The sequence below is a fragment of the Methylotuvimicrobium sp. KM1 genome (genome assembly GCF_044788715.1).
GTDB lineage: Bacteria > Pseudomonadota > Gammaproteobacteria > Methylococcales > Methylomonadaceae > Methylotuvimicrobium.
In genome coordinates, this window is record NZ_CP173171.1 from 13,611 (window position 1) to 39,382 (window position 25,772).

Below are 25,772 nucleotides of genomic sequence, written 5' to 3' on the forward strand. Positions count from 1 at the left end.
GTCATTTTTAGAATGTAGGAGGAGCGAAAAGGTGCCTGGTTCAATTTAAGTAATTGATGAAATAATGCAACAATCGCGTCGAGAGGTCGCTATACCTGCAAGCTTCGATTGCTATCTCATTACGCCTCACTTCAAACGTTATCCGTCAAAGAAACAATGTCACTCACTATCGCCTCACTCACCAAAAGCCGCAAATTTGCTTACCATGTCTGTAGTGAAGTGAACTTTGAGGCAATTCGGGCTTCTCTTACGCTGCAGTCAGCTTGTGAACTTCTTCAAAATACGCAGTTTCAACACCTACTTTTGGGCAAGCGTTTAACAACTCAAAACATCAACATCAATGGACGAGTAATACAGGTACGGGATCACAAACCTCTAGTCGAAGCAAACATTGAATTAATTGACTCCTGCACATTTAATGACTTCATTCAGGAACTCAATTCTAGAGTTTTTCTATGGGCGGGAACGGAGCTTGGCCCATGCAAGTCCGGGAGAAATCATATACGAAAGTACCAAAATAAAGGCAGTGTGTATATCCTTAGGATCCCAACTACCAAACTACTGGAAACAAATGGAGTAGAACGATTTAAAGTCACGTTCTGCAACTCAGGTTCAGCACGCCAAAACAACGGCCAAAAGGCAAGACGCGGCCATAGCACATTTCTGAGACTTGAACAGTCAACTCAGCCACCGGGAAAGGTTGTCGAATTAACATTTCAGAGTTTTGTAAAACTTCCGCCAAAAACTGAATATGCAGAAGCTCTTGTAGGCCCGTGGTCAACGCTCAAGGCTGATACATAACTCAAACGTTGAACGGCAGCTTTTGCTTTGCAGCTGCCACGCTGAAATACTTGAATGTCACAAAGTTTTCGAAAACCGATACCGACAGAACAAATAATCCGCCAATCGGCCAGTCCGGCTTAAAAGCCTACCTCCCTGTACGCTTTTAAACTCGGCCCGCCCGAATTGCTCACGCCCCCGAGCCGGAAACGCGCGAGCATAAGCCTTCCCTGGCCGCGCGGCACACACGTCCGTGGAGTGCCGCTCCACCTTTGGCCGGCACGGTTCAACGCCCCCGGTACTTGACCATCGCCCGCCGGGAGCCTTGGCCGCGTCAAATCCGCCACTCGTTTGGCCAAGCGCAATACGTCCCTGTATTGCCCCAATGGCCAAACGAATGGCTCAGTCTTTCCTTTTCCGAACGTGTGCGGGTATTAGCCTTCCATGGCCTCGCGGCGAAGACATCCCTGTCATCGCCGCCCGAAGTCTTGTCGCTCTGTTTATCGCACGCCGGTACCCAAGCGTCGCTATCCCTGCGCGTCCTGCTGTCCCAGTAGCGCACGTCCTTGTGCTTTCATGCGTTTTTTAGCGGATGTCGATCGAACCGGTGTTCGCGACCGAGTTGCGGCCTATCGCTTGCGTGTTGGTCAATGTGTTTTTTGATGCGTTGATCAACGTCGATTTCTCGACTTTCGAGCCGACCACGTTGATTGAGCCGGTGCTGGCGGCGCTGTTGCGGCCAATCGCCTGAGTATTAGTCAACGTGTTTTTGGACGCGTTGATCAATGTGGATTTTTCGATTTTGGAGCCTTCGGCCATGGCTGTGCCGGCGACGATTGACATTAATACGACTGCTGCGAAAGATACTGTTTTCATGGCGGTTTCCCCTTGGTTTTTGTTGGTATGGTTCGTTCAAGCGGTGCGTTGAACTTGGGTACAGTATCCCGATTTCCGGAGGAAAAGGCGGTGATCGAGTCACGCCGTTTGTGTGATTTATTCACCGGCCGGCGAATGATGAGGGTATTTTTTGTTGAATCCACTAATCGACCGGATGCTATCTGCGCTTACCTTCGGCAAATTGGTGAGGCATGGAGATATAAAAAGTGTCGCAAGTTGCGACACTTTTTATAGCGCTTCAGAAAATATTTACGCTTCGCTTTGGACCAGTTCTTCGAGGAAATCCTTTAGCTTCTGCTCTTGTTCGGCGTTCAAGGCACTTGCGTTGAGCTTTACGGTAATGTGCTTTTGGCCGTGACGATTTATTTGTAAACGTAGCGCCGTCGGTTGCCGGAATGAGAGTCTTGAGGGTTATTGCAGGTTTTCTTAATCATCGGTTTTGAAGGAAATTGAGCGTGGCACATATTTTTTCGGGCTCAGGGAGTTGGCCGAGGCCTGCTTCGCCGCTGGCGAAGCCGGGGTTTGCTGGGTTACGCGCTGGACTTCTATCGGTTGAAGCGGCATCGAAGGCACTGTATCCGCTTTGGTCACGTCTAGCGTCACGAAGTGGACTTCCAACCAGTCGGCCCATTTCGATGCCTTGAGAATGAGATCGGCGCGGTACACGGCATTGTATCGCGGCGTGCGCGAGTGGTAGTTAGCAGCCTTGGTCCACAGATCGCCCTGGTCGTTGCGGATGTGCATCCGCAGCCGCCAAGCGGCCAGATCGAACGAATAACAACCAGCGGCCGCCACATCGTTCGCTGTGATTCCATATCGTGCCAAGTCGCGCAGGTACGCGGTATTGAATTGCATCGAGCCAACGTCATAGGTGCCGTTCGAGTTGCGCACCCATTGCCCCGGCTTGCCGCCTTCCTTTTCCGCCACGGCCAAGACGATGTTGGCCGGGATTTCATACTTGACGGCAGCGGAGATCGCGCACACGACGCGCTCTTGTGCTATCGGTGTAAGGTCGGCAATAAAGGGCGGCATTATATCCTTTTGGGTTAAGTCGATGTGCCGCTATTACCACGGTTCACGAAGGCTGCAATTTCGGAATGGGTATCGCTTTCCCCGCTTAGGCTGTTGCCGGCAAATTCGATGTTGGTTTCGGACGAATTGCCGTTCCCCTTTATCGCATCGGCAATCTTGCCCGGTGTCGTATCCGCAATGCGCTCGCCGGCTTTGGCCATGGCTACATCGGCAATACCCTTGGCCAGATTAACGCCGGCATCGACGGCAATTTTTCCGGACGTTGCCGCTGCCGTCATGAAGCCGCCGTTTTGCGTGCTTGTTGATTGCCGGTTACCGCCTTGCCCGGTTTTGGCCGTGCCGGTCGATTCGGTCGAGCCGCTATTCTGTTTGCCGTCACTCTTGGCTTGATCGGTGCCGTTTTCGGTTTGCCTTTTGGCATCTCTATCTTCGCCGCGGCTCCACATGCTGTCCGAGCTGTTGCTGAAGCCTGCTGCTTGAGCAAATGGGGTGTTGCCGGCGCTAAGAGCGCTGCTTACCCCGCCATCACCAACGGACGAATTACCACCACCGCCCCACATACTGGAGAGCACGTCAGAACTCGACGAGACGTTTTCATTGGCCTTGGAGAACGCAGCCATGACCGCCTGCGCACCTCCGGCGGCATTAGCCGCACCGGCTACAATCATAGCGCCTCCTGTTGCCGCTGCTGCCGTGGCCATGCCAGCCGCACCGATTGCAGCTCCTGAACCGAATTGACCAATGCCGACACCACCTATGCTCGCGCCGGAGATAATCCCTGCTACCAGGTTGGGTAGTTTGTTGACTAGCATCAACAAAATCACAGAAACGATAAGCATTACGCCCATTTCTTTGATAGTGATACCGACATTCATACGGTTGAAATAATCATCCAGGAAGGTGTTACCAATACCCACGATGAGAACTATCACGAAAAGCTGAGCAGCAACGCCGAGGACAGTCTTGTAGTAGTTGATCGCCATGTCGGAAGTCCAGCGTGATCCACCAAATCCTAAAAAGAACACGCCTGCATAAGCCAATATCCAGCCTGCCACCAATAGCACAAGCATATTCACACTAACCAAGGCCAAGATGACAAGTATCACGACGGCGATGATAATACCAACCGCACTATTGACTGGCGACCAAACCGAAGATTGATCGACCACTCTATCGAAAATAGCAAACCCCACGTCGACTATCCCCGATGGCGATAACGACGATCCGAGACCGGTTGCGTTGCCTCCGAGCTGTCGCAATGAGGCCATAATGGAGTCGGCAAATGCCGGTCCGTTGATGAGCAACCACCAAAAAAAACCAGTAAATATCGTAAACCTAACGAATTCCGCGAAGAACTCGCCAATGTCGGCCTTACGAAGAAGCATCATGCCGAAAGTCCAAACCATGGAGATCAAAACAAGCGTCCAGAATAGCCAGGTCGCGCTGCTTGTGATGACCCCGGCCCAGCCGACCACGGCTGATTGGTAGCGTGTCAGAACGCTGTCCATTACATCCGAGCTGTCAATAGCGGCACGCGCGTCTAGCGCGAAGAATGCCAGCCACAAAAGCAGTACGGCGGATCGACTATTGGCAGATATGCGCATGATCAACACCTCACCATTTTTTACCTGGGCTAGGCTTGAACGTGCCGCGTCGTAAACATGCATCCGCAAATTCTGTACGAATGCTCACATCAAGCTGGGTAATATTTTCAGGCGCACAATTTTTATCGTTTACTTCCGGCATCAGTATCGGCTGTGGGGATGTACTCGATTCGTTATCACAACCAACGAGACCAATCACAACAACGACAGCAATGCTTATTAGATTAATGTGTTTCATAGCGTCTATTCCTCTTACCATGTCCGTCCGGTGCTGGCTCGAAACGTGCCTCTCCGGAATTGCTCATCGGCTGCTGCGGTTGTAGCCTCCTTATCAGCCTCCGCCTGCATCCTGGTTGCAATTGCGTTCTGCTGCGCGATCAACAGGCCGCGTATCTGTAATAGCTGGTTCGCCTGTTGGCTCGCAAGCTGGTTGGCATAGCCAATGGCTTCCATTCGTCCACCGGCGCTTTGAGCTGCTGATTGCAGTTGCTCTAATCGTCTTGAGTCCGACTTGAGCGCATCTTGTTGTTTATCCAGTCCACGAAAAAGCGCATCGTTTGCCTTTTTTTGTGATTCGGATGCCAAGCGCCGGTTTTCGCTCATTGCCGCGAACTCGGCGTCACTGCATCCCTCATTCGAGAAGCACGGCGAGTTACGGTAATAAGAAACGTCTTGAAATTTACTCAGGTAGCTATCGAGACTGCCGACTTGATTCTTATAATAATTTAGTGTGTCGGTGGCGGTTATTAGACCATCAATCGTGGATTGTGCCTGATCCCAAATATAAGCCGCCGGCGCTACCGTGTTCCGTATTTGATCCTCATATTGCCGCAATTGAGTCGCATATTGGTCAATTTGTTTCAGTGTTTGCGCGACCTCCTCTCCCGCTGACATAGCTGATTGAATCGCAGTTTCTATATTTTGCGTTAAATTGGTCATGTCAATTACAGCCGTTTGTGCGTGCGCCTGCTGCGTAATCGAAACCACCAAAGTGATTTCGATTGCGACTAAAAGGTTTTTTTTAGCCGCTAAAATTTTCTGCTGCATCGATGTTGTCAAAGAACTCTTTCTCATTCTATTCTCCAGTGTTTTGCATAGCCGGCCGCTTAACCCGACCCGCTACGCTCGGCGGTTAGCGTTAGGGTTAGTAATCAAACGGTTGATAAGGTTTTGAAAACGTCATGTCTTTCGTGACAATCACATTGAATCGATAGCCCGGACGAATCTCCAGGGTTGGCGCTATGTTCATGTTTTTGGCAATCAATTGTGCGGTGACTTGGCCAAGTTGCTGGCCTAACGCCTCACTCAACGCGCTACTGGCATCCGGCCGGCCAAATGTCGCACTACTCTGATTTTGTCGCTGGCTGTAGGTTGTGGCCGCCGTTACGGCCGACATTAGCAGCGCCGAGCTAAAGAGTCGGACGTAATGATGATTTTCCAGATCATTAAATCCAGCGTACCCCGCGCTGTCGGCACCCGGCATCGCACCGATATCCAGCGCTTTCCCATCGGGGAAGACAATGCGTTGCCAAGCGACAAGAACACGGGCTTGACCATAGGCCACATCGCTCGAATACGTGCCGACCAGACGCGATCCTTGCGGAATCAAGAGGTATTTTCCGACGGGTGTGTCGTACACGTTCTGCGCCACTTGCGCCATGATCTGTCCCGGTAGATCGGAGTTGATTCCGGATATTAGCGTTGCCGGCACCACAAACCCGGCTCGCAGTTCATACTGTGAACGGGGGGCTTGCGTAGTCGATTCGAGTTGCCAACGATCACCGGCATTATCCGCAAATTGCGCGTAATCATTACCGGTTCCTTCGGTTGATGTTCCGGTTTGTGGTGAAGCGGATACATTCGCCGGCATCCCTGCACCACTATTCAGGCTATGCATACTGCGAAGATGATTTAATCGCTTTTGATACGCCGTTGATGGGTCCTCATGCTGTATAGAGTCTATTTCTTGGCGCACGGCGGATAACCTAGCCAGCATGGCTTCGCGCGTTTTGGGCGTTTTCGCGCCCAAATTGGCATGACTGGATGACGAGCCGGAGCTTTTTGGCGCAATGACTTGCACGCCGGTTTTTGCTTTCACCGCTTCTTGAAACATTTGCAGCTTTGCCTGACGGATACGCTCCGCTTCATCATCATGCTGCGGCTGCATAGGGGGAGCCGGTGGCCTGTCCAATGTTTCCGGACGCGCAATGAGTACCGGTTCGGGTTTCAGCATGGTTTCTTCAGCGGGCGGTATCAAAGGCGTGATTAATCCGTCCATGTGATCGCCGGCAATTTCCTTAGCGAACATCGACGTGTTGCCGGTTTTTAGATGCCGATCCTCCGCATCAGTCTGCTGGGCTGCGCGATCCGCCGCGACAATCCCCATCATAATTAAAAACGCCGTCAATACCCCGCCGAGTAGATACATGGGTAAATTGTTGACGCGGCGCACGCCAGCGCTTGGCGATGCGTCCGGTTCCATGTTGTCGATATCGTCTGTCATCATTTACTCCTTATGCGTCCAATAGCCGCCCGGCATTACCATGCCGTTTTGCTCGATGTACGGGCGAGTAATGGATTCAGTACCGACCCATAGGGTCAAATGGTATAAGTTGCCGTTTTCTCCCTTGATTTGGCTGAGTACATAGCGCAATGGCAGTAGGGTATTGTCCTCTGTCGTGTTTGGGCTGAACTCCATGACGGCATAGCCGCTTTCGCGCAAGTTTTTTACCAGCGCATTCCCGAAAACATCCGGTGTCGTTTGTTTTAGCTCAAATTGTGTTTTTGCCGGCGGCCATAGCGTGGCGAGTTGCTTGACTGCATCGTCAGCCAGTTTTTGTTGATCTACTGAAACATGGCGTAGATGGTTGCCGTATGGCGATGTCACGCATCCTGCGAGAGATAGAGCGGCCAAAGCCGCTAGAGATATTCTGCGCATACGATTATTGCTCCCGTCTGATGGTTACTCGGTCTTGGCTTCTGCCAACGCCGGAAATCAAGATGGCCTGGTCAAAAACCGTGTCCACGATGTAGCGATCGCCTTGAACACGGTAATTCACTATGACGGTCTCATCATCCGAGAACAGGCCGCCCTCTTTACGCAAGACCAACAGAGTCGGCGCTTCGGTCTGCGCCATCGCCTTCGGCATTTGTAATATGGTTTTACTGCCATCGTTAAAGACGCGAATCGGACGCCATGCGGCATCACCGTCCAGTTCATAGTTGAAATTCAGATCGCCCAGGTACTCGCCTGTTTGCGGGAAGGTTTTTTGTTCGCGCGCTTGTGTTTCCCGCGTTTGGATCGCATCCCATTTTGCGAGAGCGTCTTCCGGGTAGGTGAACGCAACCTGCGGCATGTACTGGGTGCGGTGCGAGCGCAACTTGAAATGATAAGTGCGGCGGTTTGTCGTCACGACCAGACTGGTCTCCAATCCCACGTCCATCGGTTTGATGATGAGATGTTGCGTTTCGGCCGGTCCGCTGCCGGTGATGGCCGGTTCCACAGTCCAGCGTGCCGTGTCGCCCAGATGGATCGAATTGACCAGTTCTCCGGCTTGTAGGGCTACGTCACAGACCTGAAGAACCGCGCAAACGATGCTGGGCTGTTGTGCGCCGTATATGAAATGGATGGCCCCATTGGCACCGGATACTGGCTTTATGCCGTTGGATTTTCCGGCTTCCCAGCGTTTGGCAATCGCGAGAGCCGCCTTTTCTTGTGCGGTTAGCTTTGGGTTGTTTTTCGAAAAATATTTGTCGGCCAGATCGTCGCCGGGAACGGCCAGGATGGGTTCTGACACCGCCATAGCGGCGGCCAGAATGGTGATCATTTGTTTTTTCATGGTGAATAGTCTCATTATCATTATTTCGAGGCAGTGATGATCGACCAGGAATAATCACGCACATAGATACCGAGCGGATTGTTGCGTAATTGCTCGTCTGTTGTTTGGGATGTAGGCGAGGCGATATAGACATTAACTAATGCCCGCATATTGACCGGCTGACTTTTTAGAACGCCTTGCCGATCGCGAAGGGTTTCTACCCATTCGACCTGCCAGGTATCCGGCGATTGCGGCAGCACGGACTTGATTTCGGTGCTGACCATTTCCTTCACGGCACGTTTGAACGGGCTGGAATCGGGCGTTCCGTTCAACCATTCGTTCATTTTTTGGGTTGCCGGATCATTTGGCGATAGCATTGCATACACGCGAAATACCGCTTTCCGCTGTAATGCGACATCCGGCGTGACCATGCGGGCATTAGCGATGAAATCGGCTATAGACGCATGGATAACGCGAGGATCGGCGGTAGAAGCCGCTGTCGTCGGCCCGACGGCAATGGTCTGGCCATGCTTGTCAACCTCGATAATATAAGGGATGAACTTAGATTGACTGCCTATATGAATGATTCCGCCGACACCGGCCAGCGCAATCAACAACGAGAGAATACCGACAACTTGCCAGGTCTGCCGTGACGACACGACCGAACCGACATGCTCATTCCATGTACGCCGGGCAGTCAGGTACGGGTTAGTATCCTCGTTTTTGGGTTTATTGATAGGCCGAGAGTCAACTGGTTTTTTCTTGGATAGAATCAGACTCATATTGCGGGCTCCAGGTAGTCATTGAGTTTCAGTCCACGCCCGGCGAGCCATTCATGAACCCACCGATCGCCGAATTGGGTTTCCAGATTCTTGATGGCGGCAACGGAATCCTTGTCCGAGGCACCGGCAAGTGACAGGGCAAGCGGTCCGAGAGCGAGGTCGTAGAGACGGCGGCCATATTCGGAAACGTAGTAATACTGCTGTTTCGGAATGGCGGTCGCCAAAATTTCGATTTGGCGGGCATTGAGGCCCATACGACGGTAGAGGGCTGCCGTGTCTTCGTCGCGGGCATACACGTTGGGCAGGAAGATTTTGGTGGCTGTCGATTCAACGATGACATCCAAGATGCCCGAGTTGGCCGCGTCAGACAGGCTTTGCGTCGCCATCAAGACAAGGCAATTGGCTTTGCGCAAGACCTTGAGCCATTCGCGGATTTTGTCGCGAAACACCGGATGCCCAAGCATCAACCAGGCTTCGTCCAGGATGATGACGGCCGGTTGGCCGTGGAGTGATCGCTCTATTCTGCGAAATAGATACAACAGCACGGGGAGCGCGAATTTATCGCCTAATCCCATCAGCTCCTCGATTTCAAACGTCGTAAATGAGGACAGAGAGAGTCCATCCTCTTCGGCGTCCAACAGATAGCCCATAGATGAACCGATAGTGTATTGCTGTAGCGCTTCACGAATCGGTAAGTCTTGTACGGTCGTGCTGAAATCAGATAGTGTGCGGGATTGGGTACCGCTCATGCTCAGGATGGCATGGCCTATTTTATTACGCTGCTCGGGTGTGGTGATCAAACCGTTCAACGCCAGGATCGTATCTATCCATTCCATTGCCCAAGCCCGGTCGCCCCGCGTTTCGAGGAATTGCAGTGGACAAAATGCGAGTGATTCGCCGTCCCCCGCGACTGAAAAATGCAGCCCACCGACGGCCTTGGTAAGCGGATAAATTGACATCCCCCTATCGAATGCGTAGATCGACATGCCGGCATAACGTCGTAATTGTGCGGCGATAATGGCTAGATGCGTAGATTTACCCGCACCAGTGGGTCCAAACATGAAAGTATGACCGACATCGCGGACATGCAGATTCAGTCGGAAAGGTGTGGCGCCGTGAGTCACACAGTGCATCAGTGCCTGAGACATGGGCGGATACAGCGGGCAAGGGGCTGTTGCGCTACCCGTCCAGATCGTTGACGTAGGCAACAAATCGGCGAGGTTCATCGTGTTGATGAGGGGCCGGCGAACATTCTCGACACCGTGACCCGGTAAGCTGCCTAGATACGCATCCATCGTGTTGGTGGTCTCTATACGCGCGACAAAACCGAGACGGTTTATCGCCTTTTCTACCTGCCGTGCGATTGCCTCAAGTCGCGTTCTATCCTCATGCATCAAAATAACGACACTGGTGTAATAGCCCATTGCGACAAAGCCGCTGTTCACCTCGGCTATCGCGGATTCGGCATCCTCTACCATCGACAGAGCATCCTGATCGATAGGTCCGGTATTGGTATTAAAAACCTGGTCGAAGAATCCGCGCACTTTTTGGCGCCACTTTTTACGGAATTTGTCCAGGTGGGCAACCGCCTCATGCTGATCCATGAAAATAAACCGGGATGACCAGCGGTAGTCGCAGGATAATTCGCCCAGAGCGCTTAAGATTCCGGGGGTCGACTCCAGCGGGAAGCCTTCGATCGCGACGACTTGGATCAGGGAGCGGCCTATTTTTGGCACGACCCCGGTGCGCAGTTCTTGTCCGCCAATGAGAGCATCCAGATACATGGGATTGCTGGGGAGCTGCACGGGATGATGCTTGCCGGTAACGCAAAATTGTATCCAGCTCAAAAAATCATCATGCGTCACAGACACTCCCTCCTCGGTAACGACCTTCTGACCGCTGAGCCGTGTCATCGTAATAGCTGTTGATAGGCGTTCCTCTATCGACGTTATTTCACGTTTGAATTGAGTGATGAGCCCCGTGGTGCGGGCTCTGTGATTCGGCGCCGGCGTGTTGTCATCGAACATGAGCTCGACAAATTTACGTTGCGCTAGAACCGGCGGAAACCAGGTCAGCGTTAATACGAAATAACCCTCGTACATCGTGCCCAGGCGCTCGAATAGCCTGCGTCGCTCTTCATCGATCGCGGCAGATACCGGATCGGGGAAATGCGACAAACCCAATTCAGCGTAATTAGGGGCTGGGCGGCGCACAGCATCGACGTGTACCATCCACCCACTGCCAAGGCCGACGAGGGCTTGATTGATGCGGAAAGACACCATTTCGCGCTGCGCATCGGTGCTGCTCGCGTTGTCGTCCCCTTTGTATATCCATGCCGCCATGAATGAGCCGTTTTTACCGACAATGACACCGTCATCGACGACGGCGGCATAATTAAGCAGATCGCCCAGCCCGGCGTCCTTGGATCGATGCTTTTTGAGCTTCAGCTCCGCATCGACCGACCGAATGCGGGCGAACAGCATAAGTAGCAGGACGGCACCGAGTACAGCAATCATAATCGCGAGCACTTCGATCATCATTGGTATTGCTCCCCTTGGGTATTGGTATTGTCACGAAACGGCGTACTACGCGGCGGGTAATACTTCTTGTAGCGACGGCTCCGCAGATAAACGTAGCGCAGCTTAGGATCGCTCTTTGCCATGAGTCGGAACACGAAGAGTGCGCCGAACCAAAGACAGACGCCGAATACCGTAGCCCTCATGTCCTGAGCACTGAAAATCAGCGCTCCGGCGAGAAGTCCTGAGAACATCACCAATTCCCGATCCCCGCCCATGAATAGGTTGTCTCTATTGCCGGCCCGACGAATGGGTATCGTGCGACCGGCCATGTTACACAGCCCTTCCGTTGGCGATAGATGCCGCGTTGTGAGCGTAATTGACTAAACCGTCAGACAGTAAGGCTATTTCGGCGCCGCGACCAAAGAAGGTACCCATCATATTTTGGGCGCCGACCAGTAACGCCATGACCAGGACGATAAAAATCAACGTTCTGAAAAAACCGTTCAGTTCGCCGCCGAAAATAAGCACGCCGCCGGCAACCACAATGCCGATAATCGATAGCGCAAATGCCACCGGACCGGTAACGGAATTGCGCAGATTCGTCAGCCAACTCTCATAGGGTAGCGAGCCGCCGGTGCCTTCCGACGCAAAGGCCGGTTGCGGCAAAATGATAATGGCCATGAGCAGTACGAATAGGCTCAGGTACAAAACGCTATGACGGTCGTTCTGAAGCGATGGAATTGCGAATTGCATAGATGTTTCTCCTAAAGTGATCTTGTGTTGTATTGGCCGCCGTGGTATCCGGAAACCTCAATAATTTCCTGAATACGACGGCCTTCCGGGGTTCTGGCGATATGCACGACAACATGAACCGCCTCGCCGATGAGCGGTTCGATGGGTTTGGGGGAATCGGGATGCATGCTGATGAGCATGGCCAACCGATCAAGTCCGGCTCTGGCGTTATTGGCATGCAGTGTTGCCGCCCCGCCTTCATGACCGGTATTCCAGGCCATTAACAAATCGAGCGCTTCCGGGCCGCGCACTTCACCGACTAAAATCCGGTCCGGGCGCATACGCAGCGTGGTTTTCAATAGCGCCGTCATTGTGACGTCGATGCTGGTGTGGTACTGGACGTAATTCTCCGCAGCACATTGGATTTCGCCGGTGTCCTCAATGATGAAGACGCGTTCAGTCGGATCGTTCGCCACCATCTGATTGATAATCGCATTGACCAGCGTCGTTTTGCCTGAGCCTGTGCCACCGATAACCAGAATGTTTCGGTGTGCGGCAACTGACTCAATAATGGCTTGACGTTGTCCAGGGGTCATTATTCCGCCCTCGACATATTGCTCTAACGTGAAAATGGCAACCGCCTTCTTACGGATGGCAAAAGTCGGGGCCGGAACAATCGGGGGAAGCTGACCGGCAAAGCGAGAACCATCTAACGGCAGCTCTCCTTCAAGGATTGGTTTTTGACGAGTCACTTCTTTGCCGTGATAACCGGCAATGGTCTCGATGACGGCTTGCGCCTGTGCAACGCGCATGGTGCCGATACACTGCATGGGTTCACCCAGCCTCTCTTGCCAAAGCTTGCCGTCCGCATTGAGCATGATTTCAACGGTTTTTGGATCGTATAGAGCCGACAAGAGTGTCGCCCCCATGTCGCGTTCCAACTTACGTTTGGCTCGATCACGGGTGCTGTCAGGGTTATCGTTTAATGAGGTCATCGTTATCCTGCAGATCTGCGGATTTAGGTCATGTCTTTTGATAAATACGATATACCGAAAAAATAAAAAATGCAACAGTATAGCGAAAATTTTTTAGGTTGTGGTATCTTTGAGATGTCTGGATATAGTCATGAACCGGGATGGTGTCATCCCGGTGAAATGCGAATTTTAGCGGCTAAAGTTTCCTTAATTAGCTTTGGATGAAGGTTTATTGTATGGGCGTTATATTAAGATTGCCTTATTTTAGCTCTTGTTTCTTCGCCCCATTTTTTGACGATAAAGGCTTTGACTTCCGGAAGAATGACAGACACGCGCTCGTATCCCGGTGGCAGACTATGCATAGCCGTACCGCCCGCCAGCTCATCGAGCGCTGCCTTGTCCAAGTCAGTGGATTCGAGCAGAAGAGGCAACGGAACTTCTAACGCTTTAGCTATCGCCTCCATTACCTTAAGCGATGGATTGCCGGTACCCGATGTGAGATCGGATAAAAATGAGTTCGACACTCCGGATAGGTCATGTAATTCTTTTTTAGACATTCCACGCTCGTCCAAAATACGAAGAATGTTGGTAAAAAATATGTAGTTGTACACTGAGTTTACCTTGTTAAGTTTGGCCTATTTTAGCCGCTAAAATAATATTGACGATAATTAAAGGTTTAGCTAAACTTCAATTCGATAAATAAGATGCCTCTCTGTAAGTCAAAATAATCGATCACCACGAAGGACCCACAAAATGCGAGTCATTAAACACCAAAAGACGGGGAATTGCCATGGTTGACGAGACCGCGGTCAAGCTGAAAGCGCTTGAGAGCGCCGCACTACGACGCAAGATAGAGGCCGTTGCCAGGCCAGGCGAAACTTATGAGCAAGCGGCGGCTAGAATTCGGCAAAACGAAGAAAACACCATTCCTCATAAATCACATACACATCGAGCACCTTCAAGCGACAGACAGGCTGACATTTTCGTGCCGACACGCTATGACGTTGGCACGCGTGACAGCCGAAGCATCATGGACGTCGCAGTATTCCGGCTGTCCAAGCGAGAGAAGCGCGCTGGAGAGGTTATCCGATACGATCTGCCGGACGGATATGTCGAGGTCAAGGCCGGTCCGGACGGCATGGCGTCGATTTGGGATTACGACATCGTGCTGATGTTGATCTCTCATTTGACCGATGCCATGAACCGCTATTGTGAAGGGAAGGAAGACAAGCCAAGCCGCACATTCCGTCCACACGTTAGCGAAATTCTCAAGTTCTGCCGAAAAGGCGACGGTGGCCGACAAATTGAAGAAGTCGAAAAAGCACTGGATCGTCTGAGAGGAACGACCATCAAGAGTGTGCGCGAGCGACCCGGCATCGGAGGAAAGCGCGGCTTACGCGAAATCAAGGCTGAAGGCTTAATCGGCGATTACACGGTGCTCTCCTACACCGAAACAGGCAAGATTGCGTCTGTTGAAATAGAGATCCCGAAATGGCTGCACCGCGAAGTTACCGAACGGAAGCGTCCGGACGTATTGACTGTCCACCCTGATTATTTCCTGATAGAACCCGGCATCGGCCGCTTCATCTATCGCTTGGCACGCCGGGCCGCAGGCAAAAGCGTGGCTAAGTGGTCGTTTCAACTCATCTACCAGCGCAGCGGTAGCACGGGTACGTTCAAGAAGTTCACATTCACCTTACGCAAGCTGATCGAAACTAACGACCTGCCTGAATACCGACTCGCAGAGGAAAGCGGGCAGGAAGGCCCGTTATTGGTCATAAAACATAGAGATTCATTAATCGAAAATTAGTAGGGTTCCTAATAGACGGCATAAAAACCACTGCGGCTGACGAAAGTTGTTATTGCGTGCTTTTGCATCCTGTCGGCAAAGCTAAACTAAGCCATAATCTCCGATATAAACTTGTTTCGACCGTAACAAGCCTTAAACTGTGTATAGCCTGTCTATTAGGAACCGAAATCCGTCTATTAAGAACCGGAACCCGTCTTTTAGGAACCCAAATCCGTCTATTAGGAACCAATACAATCAGTAAGATATTGATTATGTGGAATAAATAGGCGATTTTTTGGCCTAAAACTTATTAATACTCTTAAATCTCTTAAAACCCGACTTCTCCAGTGATGCTGCAACATAACTGCTTTATGCCTAAAGGGGCTTAGCCCTCTCGATTCCCCATTATTCTACTTTTAATGATTGGAACAACACTTAACTCATAGACAGCATCTTGTTTTGGCTCAAAAAAGCTTTAACGCCAAGAAAGAGAAGGGGCATAATAAAAATATATTATTCGTTATATTGAAATTCGTATAGCTAAACTTATTGACTAGCAACGATATTTCATTTAGTATCGTTTTTGAAGGCCGGGAATTCCGTTCCGGTCACTCCCGTAAAATTGCCGAGTCACGATAATCATGAACGTGCAGAATTTCGTGAATGGCTAGAATTCGCGAACAGGGGAGCGAGGGCGTAACCCATTGGAAGATGGGTTGCTGTGAGTACAAAGCAGATGCGTATTAATCGTTGGGGCCGGGTGGAGATTGCCCCGGAGTAATCCGGGGCGTTTGGCTTGGCGCTGTAACACCGAAGCCTTACTTTCCCAGGGTGGGAGAAGTCGTCGGTATTGGACACGTTAAAGCGTGGAGAGTCAAGCATGAACATAATCAAGTTTCCTCAAAAGGGGAGACCGGCCGGCAAACAAGCGGCGGTTCCGACTCCTGATCTTACTCGTCAGCCGGTTAAACCCACGAGAGTAAAAATCGTTCTCGACAACATATTGAGTTTTGTTTGGGTGATGACAGTGCTTGTCTGGCCATTCGTTAAATGGGTGCTGTCAATCGAGATTTTCTTCCAGATGCTGCGCATGATCTACCATTGGAACACGCCCGGCGTTTATGCCGGTTTGACTTTTCTGTTGCATTTCTCTGTATTGGTAGTGCTGACCTGGTTTGTCGATTTTTATAGACCGCAAGGCATGAAGCAACGATAAATTTTAGCCGCTAAAAAAATTGATAAGCAATAGTGGTTTAGCAAAACTTTTAAATATTGGCGGCTGTAACCGTCATGGTTCAACATCAGGGTGGCGAATATATGCGTGGATTCCATGATAGAGAGATTAACCGAAGCTCAATTCGAAGAGGCCATAAAGGGCTTGAATGTCGGTCGGCAGACCATCGATATTGCACGGGGGGTGCTGGTGGAAGGAAGACCGCAGTCCGAGTTTGTGGCGGCACTAGGGATATCGAAGGGGGCCGTGTCGCAAGCAGTCAGCCGCGTAAAGGCGGCGGTCCAACAAGAGAAGATCCCGGAGGGCTTCGAGCGGGTGTCGGCGGTCCTACCGAAACATCAAGCGTTTATCGTCAAGAAATGGGCAGAGGACGCAACCAAAAAACTGGAGACAAAGAAATGAAAACACTGGTCACAGCGAACCAAAAAGGGGGCGTTGGCAAAACTTCGACCCTGGTGCATCTCGCGTTTGACTTCCTTGAGCGAGGTATGAAAGTTGCTGTGATCGACCTTGATACACAGGCAAACGCGTCTTATACGCTGCAAGAATTTGAAAGCGGCTCTCTTGCCAGTCAGATGTTCACGGCTGACGATGACAAATTGCGTGCTTGTTTCAACAATCTGACCGCCGAACCGGCACTATGTTTGATAAGTTCCGATGCGGCTATGGCGAACATGGAAAAGCTCACCATGACGGAAGCGGCAACGAGCTTTAAGCGGAATATCAAAGTATTGGCTGAATGTGGTTTTGATGTCTGTTTAATCGATACCGCTCCGTCTCTTGGCGTCAGTATGGCCGCCGCTCTTTTTGCGGCCGATTATGTTTTTTCGCCTATTGAACTTGAAGCGTATAGCATCCAGGGCATCAAGAAGATGGTCACGACAATTGTCAACATCCGCAAATCGAATCCTGGTTTGCAATTTTTGGGCATGGTGCCGAGTAAGGTCGATGGCCGAAATCCACGCCACGGTCGACACCTCGAAGAATTGAAGCGCGCTTATCCACAATTGATGATCCCTGTCGGTATTGGCCTCCGAAGCAGTATTGCCGATGCGTTAGCGTCAGGCATGCCCGTCTGGAAAATTAAGAAAACCGCCGCGCGCAAGGCCGCACAGGAAGTTCGTGCGTTTGCAACACATATTTTTGAAAAAATGGAGATGACACAATGAACGCCAAGAAGAAATCGAGCTTGGGCCTGGAGAGCATAGGCGATCTTTCAGAACTTTTGGACCAGCCGGAAATAACTAAGAGCTTCGGCCCGCTGGAACTGGCGCTAGAACTGATTGATGAAGATCCGGATCAGCCTCGAACAGCCGAAAACCCCGGCTTCTCATCCGAGAGTATTGCAGAGATAGGGCAAACGATCAAAGACCGTGGCGTGAAATCCCCCATATCGGTAAGGGAGCATCCCGAGATAGAGGGCCGCTACATTATCAATCACGGTGCGCGGCGTTACCGTGGCTCCAAGTGGGCCGGAAAGAAGACCATCCCGGTTTTCATTGACAACGATTACAATCACGCAGACCAGGTTATTGAGAACCTGCAACGAAATGAGCTGACTCCGCGCGAGATCGCTGATTTTATCGGTCGCGAGCTGGCGATGGGTAAGAAGAAGGGCGCAATTGCCAAAGAAATCGGTAAATCGGCGGCATTTGTGACGCAGCATGTCACATTGCTGGATTTGCCGGAGCCGATTGCACTGATATTCAACACCGGTCGCGTCAGGGATGTAACCGTCATCAATGAGCTGGTGACTGTTTACAAAAAGAATCCCTCTGAAGTGGAAACATGGCTGGACGACGACAGCCTGGACTTGACGCGGGGATCGGTTAAGTTGTTGCGTGAATACCTCGATGACAAGAAACGTCAACAACTAGAGGATCAAGACAGTGACGAAGAGTATTATCCAGATACAGAGGATACGCTAACCGACAAGACCGATGCCGAAACCGTCAAGACTTATTCCGAGACAGTCGATAGAGAAGAGGAACACGACACAGAAGAGCCCAAACATAAGAGGGAAGAGAGGGAGAACGATTCGGACAAGCTCAAGAAAGCGATTGTACGGGTACTGCATGACGGCCGCATAGCCCGATTGGTTCTATCGCGACGACCAACTCAAGACGGTTACGCATGGGTGAAATATGATGATGACGGGAATGAGTTCGAAACTGACCTTGGTAGTGTGCAGCTTATTGCAGTGCTAGAAGGATAACTCACTCGCCCCTTATAAACCCACCAACCCCGCCCTGTGCGGGGTTTTTTTTGCCTATTTGCTAGGATAGTTTATTTGTTTGTAAGTTAGTTTATTAGTTTGTTTGTTAATTTATTTGTTTATTATTCTATTTATTGCTATACTAAAAGCGTCAAATAACTGTTGAGAATGCCACCATGAGACCCGTAGAATTTGCCCAAGAAGACATCATCACAGCCGGCCAAGAACTGCAAGAATCCGGTCGCAATATCACCGGATTTGCCCTCCGCACCAAGGTTGGTGGCGGCAATCCAAGCAGATTGAAACAGGTCTGGGATGAGTACGTTAGTAGTCAGTCCGTTGTTAAAACTGAACCGGTGGCAGAACTGCCTATTGAAGTTGCCGACGAAGTGGCGGCCGTCACTAAATCGCTTACTGATCGATTGGCAAGTTTGGCAGTAGAGTTAAACGATAAGGCCGTTAAGGCCGCAGAGCGCCGCGTTGCAGAAGTCATTAGGACCGCTGGCGAGCAGCGCGAACAGGCCGAGCGCGAACTTGCTGACGCCTCTCAGACGGTTGATGACCTGGAAGAACAACTTGATGAGCTACGGGCTGAGCTGGAAGCTGCTCAGGAACGCATTGCGGATATGTCTAGAGAAAATCAGGTACAAGCCGTAGAGCTTGCCAAGGTTCGCGAGCGACTGGCGGCTACCGAGCAAAGCGCTAGGGCGGCTGCCGAGCAAAATGCGGCAGCGATAAGTAAACTGAATAGCGCCTTGGAATCCGCTCAATCGACAGGTGTGCAGTTGAAGCGTGAGAACGATGCGCATGCTGTAGAGCTGGCTCAGTTGCGCGAGCGACTGGCGGCAAGCGAGCAGCGTGCTGTGATGGCGGCCGAGAAGAGTGAGGCAGAGGCGAGTAAATTGAATAGCGCCCTGGAAGCCGCTCAGACCGAGAAGAACCAAGTAGCCGAGCAGCTTGCTGTACTTAAGGCTCAGATGGTCGCTGAACAGAAGGTTCAGCAGGAACAGCGTAAAGTAAGTGCTCAAGAAGCTTCTCGTCAGGCCGAGCGCTACACCAAGGTTCGCGCTGAGCGGGATGAGGCAGTTAAGGATGCTGCTAAAGTTCGCGAGGAAACCGCTTCTCTTCGTGGACGCATTCAGGCGTTGGAGGAAGTAATGGCTACCCTATCGAAGGATATAAATACAAATTCTCCTAAATAGAGTGACCGTAAGGCTTTGTGCGAAAAATAAGCATTAGGGGAGACATCAAGCTCAAAGACCGTAAAACCAGGGAAACAGAAAGGAAAGAACGCCGGATAGTAAAGACTGGTACCGAGTATAAGAGGTTTGGAATGCTTGATGAAGCCTTGTCGTATATTCGAAAGCTGTAAATTATTAAGGGAGTCATTGACTGTATTTAGGTGTCGCGGCCCGATGACATGAAGCATAGGAACCGATTACATCTGTTTTTCGGGACCACATTAACCGAGAATGGGATCGGTGGGCATGCCAGCGGCGCTTAGGGATGGCTCCGGCTCAAAAATGGGCATTATTAGCGATTACGATTCCACCAACTTTGCAATCGCTTGCATTGGCAGTATCAGTCGAAGAGAGTCTGGTAAGCAAATAAAGCCGTTAGCCTCGTAGAAGGTAGCCGCCTGTTCGCTGATGGCATCTACGATGAGCATGGAAGATCCAATAGAACTTGCGCTCGCATAAGCCCGCTTCACCGCATCCGCAAGCAACAGTGCGCCCAACCCCTGTCTTTGTTGATAACTTGCGACGGCCAGACGGCCTATAAGGGTTGCGCTGACCAAAGGATAGCGCGGGACGTGTTTGCGGGCCGCTACTGGTACGTCCCCTTGCGCGAGCGCGGTCGCACACAAGGTGTAGTAGCCAAGTACTTCAGTCGGTTCGCGCGGATCGACGAGAACGAATACGCCGTTAATTTTGCGCTTCACATCCTGATTGGCCTGTGTTTTGAAATAGCGATCCAGGCTATCGACGCCGCAGGCAAAGCCAGCACGGTTGTGATGGGAGCCGAATGGTTCGATTTTTAAGTCTGGCGATATCGCCTCAGTCATTTATGAAATGATCCGCCGTTTGTGCTCGGTCAGTGCGCGAACAAGTCGTTCACTTGCTTGCGGTGGGCTCATGAGCGTATCGAAAAATACCTTTCGGTCAAGCTCGGAAAGTATCAGTGTTTCATGCTCCGCAATGGTTCGTCGTGCAGCATCGGTAAGTACCGCTATACAAAAGTCAGTCAGTTTTCGTGATTCCAGATGGGCTGCGCGTTCGATTAAGTCCTTGGTTTGTTCATCCAAACGAAAACCAAGTCTTTCTTTGCGTGCTGGGTTTTGTGCTAACTGCAAGTTCTTGCTGGACATGGGGAACCTCATCGGTCGTGTTCTTCATATTGGTTGATATTGTACGTCAATATGACGACTTTTCATAGTCATACCATTTCTTCAAATTTATTGGTTTGCCGAACATTCGATTTACAATTCTATGATGGGTGTGCAGTTTGATCGTTACTACCCTGTTTTTTTATTTTTTTATTTTTTAATATTTTTTCTTTTTTAAGAGCATTTAAACGATTGTAAATCAAAATGTTGCAAGCGTATTAAGGGAGTAAATGACCGTTATAAAGGGAGTAATTGACTGTCATTAAGGGAGTAAATGACCTTTATAAAGGGAGTAATTGACTGTCATTAAGGGAGTAAATGACTGTATTAAAGGAAAATTTTTCGCCTTTTTCCCTGAATGATATGTCGACAAATTGATTGTCTTTGAGTTTTTTCTTTGGGGGTTAGAGAGTTATGCAATTAGCGTCTTACGAGTATTAAGGGAGTAATTGACTGTCGTAAATCCATCAGTTGAAAGTCAATAAAGGGAGAAATTGACTGTATTTAAGGAAAGTATTTTTTCAGTTTCCTTTTATTTGTAAAATAGGTCTTTGCTTTTGTCGTCGATAAAACTCTTCGTGCCTGGCAAAGAATTTTTTTGATTGATAAAGGGAGAAATTGACGGTATAAAGGGAAAAAAAATTTTAATTTTCCCCATATCGCCGCTTGAGCAAAGACTATCTCGTTGTCGTCAAAGATAACAAAATTATAGAGGCTTCTTATACGCTGTCCTTATCGGAACAGAGGGTTTTGCTCGCTTGTATTAGCCAAATCGATTCGAAAAGCACTTTGCAACCCGACAATAAATTTCATGTGATGGCCAGCGAAATCGTCGACCTCATGGGGCTGGATTCTAGCAATGCCTACCGCGATATGAAGATGGCCGTTGAAAGGCTATATAACCGCACGATTAAGATTGATGGCGAAGACGGCGAAATGCGCTGGATTTACCGCAAGGAATACGTCAAGAACGAAGGTAAAATAACGCTGTACTTCTCGCCCGAGATCATTCCGTACCTTTCCCAGCTATCCGATAAATTCACCGCTTACAAGCTCAAATACGTTACCCAATTCAAAAGCAGCTACTCGATACGCCTTTACGAAATCTTAGTGCAATGGGCATCGGCCGGCGAAAGGGAAGTTAAAGTCGATTGGTTAAGAAAGATTTTCCAGGTCGAGGACAAATACAAGGCGATCAAGGATTTCAAGAAATACATCGTCGAGCCTTCACTTGCCGACATCAACGAGCATTCTAATATCTGGGTCGAATACGGCCAGCGCAAATCCGGCCGGACCGTGACGCATTTTCAGTTTAAATTCGGCCTGAAAAGCCAGCCGAAGTCGAGGCAACAATTGACCGACGCCGATATCGAACGCGAGGCGAGGCCGGGAGAGACGAGGGCGGCTGTGATCGCGCGTTTGACCGGTAATTCGGTGGCCAAGGACGCCAAGCCGGGGGAGACGTTCGATCAGGCCTTGCAGCGGAAGAAGGAATTGGCGGATGTTAAGCGGAAATTGAGGTAAATTGTCAGGTTCGGTCCCATTTTTGCCGGCCGGACTTCTCCAAAGCGGCCAGTGGGCCGAAACCAAATTCTGGAACTGGAGGTCTATAAAGCCGACGTTAGCGACCTCACCCAAACGGCCAAAAGCGGCCAAAATAAATCATTGATCACTGACTGCAAACTGGCTCATTGCCGTCAATGATTTGGCTTGGGTCAAAAATCCAGTTAAAACCTAAGCCACTTATGAAAATCTCGGCGTTGCTGGTCCGGAATGTTGCGTAAGCTAAGCTGCGACTCGAACGCATGATTTAAGGATGCAGTAACAGTCAACATGACAACCTCCAATTACATCTATTGGCTCAGTTTGGATGATATACGGAAGGGAAAAACCCTTGCAGTTCACAAATTTATTGTTGCAACCCAAGTTTCGTCGTAGATATACTGTTAACAGCTTAATAACTTGTTGGGCCTTGGGGTCGAGACTGCATGATCAATCATTGAAAACCACAGAGAGGAATATGCAATGCCTAGAACATGGTCCAGCGAAGAAAGTAATGACATCACTTGCACGGAATGCGGTTCTGTCTATGCGGTAACGATCGAACGCTTTCCATTGCGAGATAACGATAAATTCAAATGCGAAATTTGTGGTGCCACCGTGCGTGAATGGAACGGTACAGTTGTTCCGACCTTTTCGTTAAAAAGCGCTGGAAAGCAACCCGTCAAGTAGGTGTCATCTACATAGCAAAGAATCCAGATGTTTCTGCCATTAAAAGGAATAACCCGAATGAGTCAAAGAAACGCGTTCAGCATCCTCGGAATTGTTTTACTACTTGCCGCCTGCGGTACTGGCGAGACTATTTCCTTCAAGGGCGTACCTCTTGATCAGCCTGGCGTGAAAGATGCTCTCAAGAAGATTTGCCAAGAAAGTCAAAACAACAAAGACGATAGATGCTCCTTCAACGAACCTCGTGAGCTAATGTGGGTCAGCTATGGTGTGCTTTCGCACAAACTGGCATGGGTTACCCTTGGCAAGGATGACTCGCTTGTCGAAATTGAAATTTCGGGCACGAAAGGGGAAATGTTGGCTCAAGTTGAAACCCTAACCGCGAAGTATGGAAAGCCAGCCAAAACCACTGAGCAGGTTACCAATGGATTTGGAACCAAATTCGACAAAGAGATTTTTACTTGGACAGATAGTCGTGGGTCACGAATTACAGTCGAATCGATTTACGCAAAGGTCAATGAAGGACGCATTGTTATTGATTCCGCTTCATCTGTCGAAGCAAAGAAAGCTGCTGAGAAATCACTAATCAAGGCAGGGAAAGAAAATCTTTGACTCGTGCTCAATCGAAATTGAATACGGTAAGAAAAGTCGGTGCTGGCGAGACGGCGAAAATGCCCAACCCGGCAGTCCACACGGACGCTGCGCGATAAAGCCGCGCAGCGCCGGTGACTTCTACGTTAGCCATTTTTAGGAGGCATTTTGGACTTCGCAGTTTTTCTTTCATCTTCAGTGGTTGGTGGTCTTGTTGCTGGTTTTGTCGCGCTTCGAAATAGCGAACGAAAAATTCTGATTGAAAATGTAACCAAAGAAAGAGCAAAGTGGAGAGAGAAAATCCGCATCAAATCTAATGAGGTCTATAAAGCCGCGGAAGCCGATGAATCGGCAAAACTTTTGGAACTTCGATTGGAGTTTTCCCTTAACCTTAATCCATTTGATAATGAAGACAATGCCATCCTTGGAGCCATTGTGAATTTAAAGGTATCTGAAAATCGAGAAATTAAACTCGCTGAATTTTCAGAGAGAGTAGCATTGTTACTAAAGCACGATTGGGAGCGCGCAAAATTTGAGGCAAAACCTTGGTTCTTTCGTTGCTATCCCCCAAAGCGTACAACTTTTGCTGAATGGCTAAAATTGCGTTCAAGCGGGACGGATACTATCGCGTCAGCCCCTTAACATCATCCAAGGGTCATAACATGGAAGACGAAATACAAAACTTTATAGATGAAGGCCTTAAAGAACATAGAGAGAAGGTGTTCTTTATTGAGCAAGAGTTAGGTTCTGAAATTCATTGGTTCTTTACACAAGCATCTCAGGCCTTGAAAAATGAGCTCTACTTACCTGCCTGTACAAGTTTTCTCAACGGAATTGAGGCTTCGCTTAGGGTCACTATGGCACAGATTGAAAAGCCCGCTAGAGTCACTGAGCTTGATTCCATCAAAACTTTAAGCAATAGCCTTTTAAAATCCGCAAAGGAATCTGGATTACCGGTAGAGGCATTAGCCTTCCCTGGCGAGGATGATTTTTTAGCAAAATTGGAAACGAAACGCTCGAATCAGATTAATGTCGAGGTTGTTCGTATTCGCCACAATCTTTGCCATGGCAATATTCTTGAATATATTAATAGTGAATTAGGAGAACACAATGCTTTCTTAACGCCCGAGTGTTGCCGTGAACTTGCTAAGATGCTCCATCTTGTTTCTAAAGATTGGGCTATGCAACTGGGGAGGTTCAGAAGAAGGCTGTTCAACACATAACATTTCGCACCAATTGGCGCCTGATTATTAAGTTGATCGCCAGCTAAGTGTTCTGTAGCGGCCATACGCTGAAATACTTGAATGTTGCAAAGTGGCCGGGTCGAGCCAAAGACCACTCAAGGTTGCTTGCCGAAAAGCTGCCATTCGCTGAACTTAGGAATGGAAAATTTCGCAAGCATCCTCAGTGGCCGGTTTTGGCCGATTGCGATCTGTCGCAATATACTTGGAAATGCAGAATGATGGCATAGCATTGACGCCATACATTTTGTGGGCGTTGAGTCCGTGTCGACAGCACCCCAGTCGATTCTGTATTTACGAATTACGGGGCAGTGAGGTAGGACTTGACCTGGCGAATCATGAATAGATGACTCTATAAAACACGCGTCACATGATTTTATCCGCTAATACCCATTCTCGAATTCTTACGGTCATCCAAATAGTTTATTAAGTTGGCTATTGGTGTAGTTATTGCTCTTCATCTACAATTGCATGCCTATTCGGAACATCAACAAAAAGCCAGTATCTAAATATTGGCCTTTTGTTGTGCCGGATGAATCAATTAGTTATCTGAAACAGGATAGGCATGAAACAGCGTCTTTTAGTAATGAATGGCCAACGGATACTGCAAGGCGAAAGTGATGGGGCATGGACGAGTCAGAAGGTAGACAAAGCGGGCACTCTGAAGCCTGGTATATACAATATTTACACGGCGGAGCCGGTAGATAAGTTGCAGCGATATGATGGCGTCATCGTTTATGCGGACAAAAATAGTGTGTATCAGCAAATAGGTAAAAAATTCGTTATGCATGCTCGGCAAGATTTCGATATAGTGCCTACTTACGGGAGTGTAAAAAGCATTAGTTACAACGATCATGGTAAAGCAGTCATATCGTCCGAGACTGCCAAACTAAGTCGAGGACGCTCCCGATAATTTTTAGCTGCTAAAAATTTGGAGGCGTCTTTGAAC

General features: G+C 49.7%; 29 protein-coding genes. 13 read left to right on the top strand and 16 right to left on the bottom strand.

Annotation, left to right across the window (positions count from 1 at the left end; genetic code table 11):
- The first annotated feature begins 156 nt into the window (after window positions 1-156).
- A complete protein-coding gene (locus tag ACINK7_RS22570; RefSeq protein ID WP_404361582.1) occupies window positions 157-801 on the top strand; it encodes a DUF7002 family protein in 645 nt (214 codons plus the stop codon).
- A 564-nt stretch (window positions 802-1,365) separates the two neighbouring features.
- On the opposite strand, the gene ACINK7_RS22575 is transcribed toward ACINK7_RS22570, so the two are convergent.
- The 14 genes from ACINK7_RS22575 to ACINK7_RS22640 form a co-directional block, all read right to left on the bottom strand.
- Window positions 1,366-1,656, bottom strand: a complete 291-nt coding sequence (locus tag ACINK7_RS22575) for a hypothetical protein (RefSeq protein WP_404361583.1) — start codon at window positions 1,654-1,656, stop codon at window positions 1,366-1,368.
- Between the two features lie 447 nt (window positions 1,657-2,103).
- Window positions 2,104-2,709, bottom strand: a complete 606-nt coding sequence (locus ACINK7_RS22580; RefSeq protein ID WP_404361584.1) for a transglycosylase SLT domain-containing protein — start codon at window positions 2,707-2,709, stop codon at window positions 2,104-2,106.
- Window positions 2,710-2,723: 14 nt separating this feature from the next.
- Window positions 2,724-4,313: a P-type conjugative transfer protein TrbL gene (trbL, locus tag ACINK7_RS22585; RefSeq protein WP_404361585.1), complete on the bottom strand. Its 1,590-nt coding sequence runs from the start codon at window positions 4,311-4,313 to the stop codon at window positions 2,724-2,726.
- 10 nt (window positions 4,314-4,323) lie between these two features.
- Window positions 4,324-4,551 (bottom strand): entry exclusion lipoprotein TrbK, encoded by a 228-nt coding sequence (gene trbK, locus ACINK7_RS22590; RefSeq protein WP_404361586.1) that lies wholly within the window; start codon window positions 4,549-4,551, stop codon window positions 4,324-4,326.
- A 14-nt stretch (window positions 4,552-4,565) separates the two neighbouring features.
- Window positions 4,566-5,360, bottom strand: a complete 795-nt coding sequence (gene trbJ, locus ACINK7_RS22595) for a P-type conjugative transfer protein TrbJ (protein WP_404361618.1) — start codon at window positions 5,358-5,360, stop codon at window positions 4,566-4,568.
- A 97-nt stretch (window positions 5,361-5,457) separates the two neighbouring features.
- Complete coding sequence (locus ACINK7_RS22600) at window positions 5,458-6,816, bottom strand: TrbI/VirB10 family protein (RefSeq protein ID WP_404361620.1); 1,359 nt, start codon at window positions 6,814-6,816, stop codon at window positions 5,458-5,460.
- A gap of 3 nt (window positions 6,817-6,819) precedes the next feature.
- A complete protein-coding gene (locus ACINK7_RS22605) occupies window positions 6,820-7,251 on the bottom strand; it encodes a conjugal transfer protein TrbH (RefSeq protein WP_404361587.1) in 432 nt (143 codons plus the stop codon).
- Window positions 7,252-7,255: 4 nt separating this feature from the next.
- Window positions 7,256-8,152, bottom strand: coding sequence for a P-type conjugative transfer protein TrbG (gene trbG / locus ACINK7_RS22610; protein ID WP_404361621.1), 897 nt, complete (start codon window positions 8,150-8,152; stop codon window positions 7,256-7,258).
- A gap of 20 nt (window positions 8,153-8,172) precedes the next feature.
- Entirely contained in the window at window positions 8,173-8,913 is a 741-nt protein-coding gene (locus ACINK7_RS22615; protein WP_404361589.1) for a conjugal transfer protein TrbF, read from the bottom strand.
- A complete protein-coding gene (locus ACINK7_RS22620; protein ID WP_404361622.1) occupies window positions 8,910-11,450 on the bottom strand; it encodes a VirB4 family type IV secretion/conjugal transfer ATPase in 2,541 nt (846 codons plus the stop codon). The genes ACINK7_RS22615 and ACINK7_RS22620 overlap by 4 nt, the downstream gene beginning before the upstream one ends.
- Complete coding sequence (locus ACINK7_RS22625) at window positions 11,450-11,761, bottom strand: conjugal transfer protein TrbD (protein WP_017842844.1); 312 nt, start codon at window positions 11,759-11,761, stop codon at window positions 11,450-11,452. The genes ACINK7_RS22620 and ACINK7_RS22625 overlap by 1 nt, the downstream gene beginning before the upstream one ends.
- A 1-nt stretch (window position 11,762) precedes the next feature.
- Entirely contained in the window at window positions 11,763-12,185 is a 423-nt protein-coding gene (gene trbC / locus ACINK7_RS22630) for a conjugal transfer system pilin TrbC (protein ID WP_404361590.1), read from the bottom strand.
- Between the two features lie 11 nt (window positions 12,186-12,196).
- Window positions 12,197-13,159 carry a P-type conjugative transfer ATPase TrbB gene (gene trbB / locus ACINK7_RS22635; protein WP_404361591.1) on the bottom strand — a complete coding sequence of 321 codons (963 nt, stop codon included), beginning with the start codon at window positions 13,157-13,159 and terminating at the stop codon, window positions 12,197-12,199.
- 227 nt (window positions 13,160-13,386) lie between these two features.
- Complete coding sequence (locus ACINK7_RS22640; protein ID WP_014133095.1) at window positions 13,387-13,749, bottom strand: transcriptional regulator; 363 nt, start codon at window positions 13,747-13,749, stop codon at window positions 13,387-13,389.
- 179 nt (window positions 13,750-13,928) lie between these two features.
- Between ACINK7_RS22640 and ACINK7_RS22645 the strand changes: the two genes are divergently transcribed.
- The 6 genes from ACINK7_RS22645 (at window position 13,929) to ACINK7_RS22670 (ending at window position 19,578) form a co-directional block, all read left to right on the top strand.
- Window positions 13,929-14,948: a replication initiator protein A gene (locus tag ACINK7_RS22645; RefSeq protein ID WP_404361592.1), complete on the top strand. Its 1,020-nt coding sequence runs from the start codon at window positions 13,929-13,931 to the stop codon at window positions 14,946-14,948.
- A gap of 859 nt (window positions 14,949-15,807) precedes the next feature.
- Window positions 15,808-16,143, top strand: a complete 336-nt coding sequence (kleE, locus tag ACINK7_RS22650; RefSeq protein ID WP_404361593.1) for a KleE stable inheritance protein — start codon at window positions 15,808-15,810, stop codon at window positions 16,141-16,143.
- A gap of 114 nt (window positions 16,144-16,257) precedes the next feature.
- Window positions 16,258-16,563: a TrfB-related DNA-binding protein gene (locus tag ACINK7_RS22655; RefSeq protein WP_404361594.1), complete on the top strand. Its 306-nt coding sequence runs from the start codon at window positions 16,258-16,260 to the stop codon at window positions 16,561-16,563.
- Entirely contained in the window at window positions 16,560-17,330 is a 771-nt protein-coding gene (locus ACINK7_RS22660; RefSeq protein WP_404361595.1) for a ParA family protein, read from the top strand. The genes ACINK7_RS22655 and ACINK7_RS22660 overlap by 4 nt, the downstream gene beginning before the upstream one ends.
- Complete coding sequence (locus tag ACINK7_RS22665) at window positions 17,327-18,376, top strand: transcriptional repressor gene korB (RefSeq protein ID WP_404361596.1); 1,050 nt, start codon at window positions 17,327-17,329, stop codon at window positions 18,374-18,376. Before ACINK7_RS22660 ends, ACINK7_RS22665 begins: the two co-directional genes overlap by 4 nt.
- A 176-nt stretch (window positions 18,377-18,552) precedes the next feature.
- On the top strand, window positions 18,553-19,578 hold the full coding sequence (locus tag ACINK7_RS22670) for a DNA-binding protein (RefSeq protein WP_404361597.1): 1,026 nt from the start codon (window positions 18,553-18,555) through the stop codon (window positions 19,576-19,578).
- 338 nt (window positions 19,579-19,916) lie between these two features.
- Here the strand turns inward: ACINK7_RS22670 and ACINK7_RS22675 are convergent, their stop codons facing one another.
- Both ACINK7_RS22675 and ACINK7_RS22680 read right to left on the bottom strand, forming a co-directional pair.
- A complete protein-coding gene (locus ACINK7_RS22675) occupies window positions 19,917-20,441 on the bottom strand; it encodes a GNAT family N-acetyltransferase (protein ID WP_404361598.1) in 525 nt (174 codons plus the stop codon).
- The gene (locus ACINK7_RS22680; RefSeq protein ID WP_404361599.1) at window positions 20,442-20,744 is read right to left on the bottom strand and encodes a DUF1778 domain-containing protein; all 303 of its coding nucleotides are present in this window, start codon (window positions 20,742-20,744) and stop codon (window positions 20,442-20,444) included. It abuts the gene before it with no gap.
- A 684-nt stretch (window positions 20,745-21,428) separates the two neighbouring features.
- On the opposite strand from ACINK7_RS22680, the gene ACINK7_RS22685 reads away from it, so the two are divergent.
- The 6 genes from ACINK7_RS22685 (at window position 21,429) to kfrB (ending at window position 25,736) form a co-directional block, all read left to right on the top strand.
- The gene (locus tag ACINK7_RS22685; RefSeq protein WP_404361600.1) at window positions 21,429-22,286 is read left to right on the top strand and encodes a RepB family plasmid replication initiator protein; all 858 of its coding nucleotides are present in this window, start codon (window positions 21,429-21,431) and stop codon (window positions 22,284-22,286) included.
- A 501-nt stretch (window positions 22,287-22,787) separates the two neighbouring features.
- Entirely contained in the window at window positions 22,788-22,994 is a 207-nt protein-coding gene (locus ACINK7_RS22690; RefSeq protein ID WP_404361601.1) for a hypothetical protein, read from the top strand.
- A gap of 57 nt (window positions 22,995-23,051) precedes the next feature.
- A complete protein-coding gene (locus ACINK7_RS22695; protein ID WP_404361602.1) occupies window positions 23,052-23,603 on the top strand; it encodes a hypothetical protein in 552 nt (183 codons plus the stop codon).
- A 147-nt stretch (window positions 23,604-23,750) separates the two neighbouring features.
- On the top strand, window positions 23,751-24,224 hold the full coding sequence (locus ACINK7_RS22700) for a hypothetical protein (protein ID WP_404361603.1): 474 nt from the start codon (window positions 23,751-23,753) through the stop codon (window positions 24,222-24,224).
- A 20-nt stretch (window positions 24,225-24,244) separates the two neighbouring features.
- A complete protein-coding gene (locus ACINK7_RS22705; protein WP_404361605.1) occupies window positions 24,245-24,805 on the top strand; it encodes a hypothetical protein in 561 nt (186 codons plus the stop codon).
- Window positions 24,806-25,388: 583 nt separating this feature from the next.
- Window positions 25,389-25,736, top strand: a complete 348-nt coding sequence (kfrB, locus tag ACINK7_RS22710; protein ID WP_404361606.1) for an IncP plasmid survival protein KfrB — start codon at window positions 25,389-25,391, stop codon at window positions 25,734-25,736.
- Window positions 25,737-25,772: the final 36 nt, after the last annotated feature.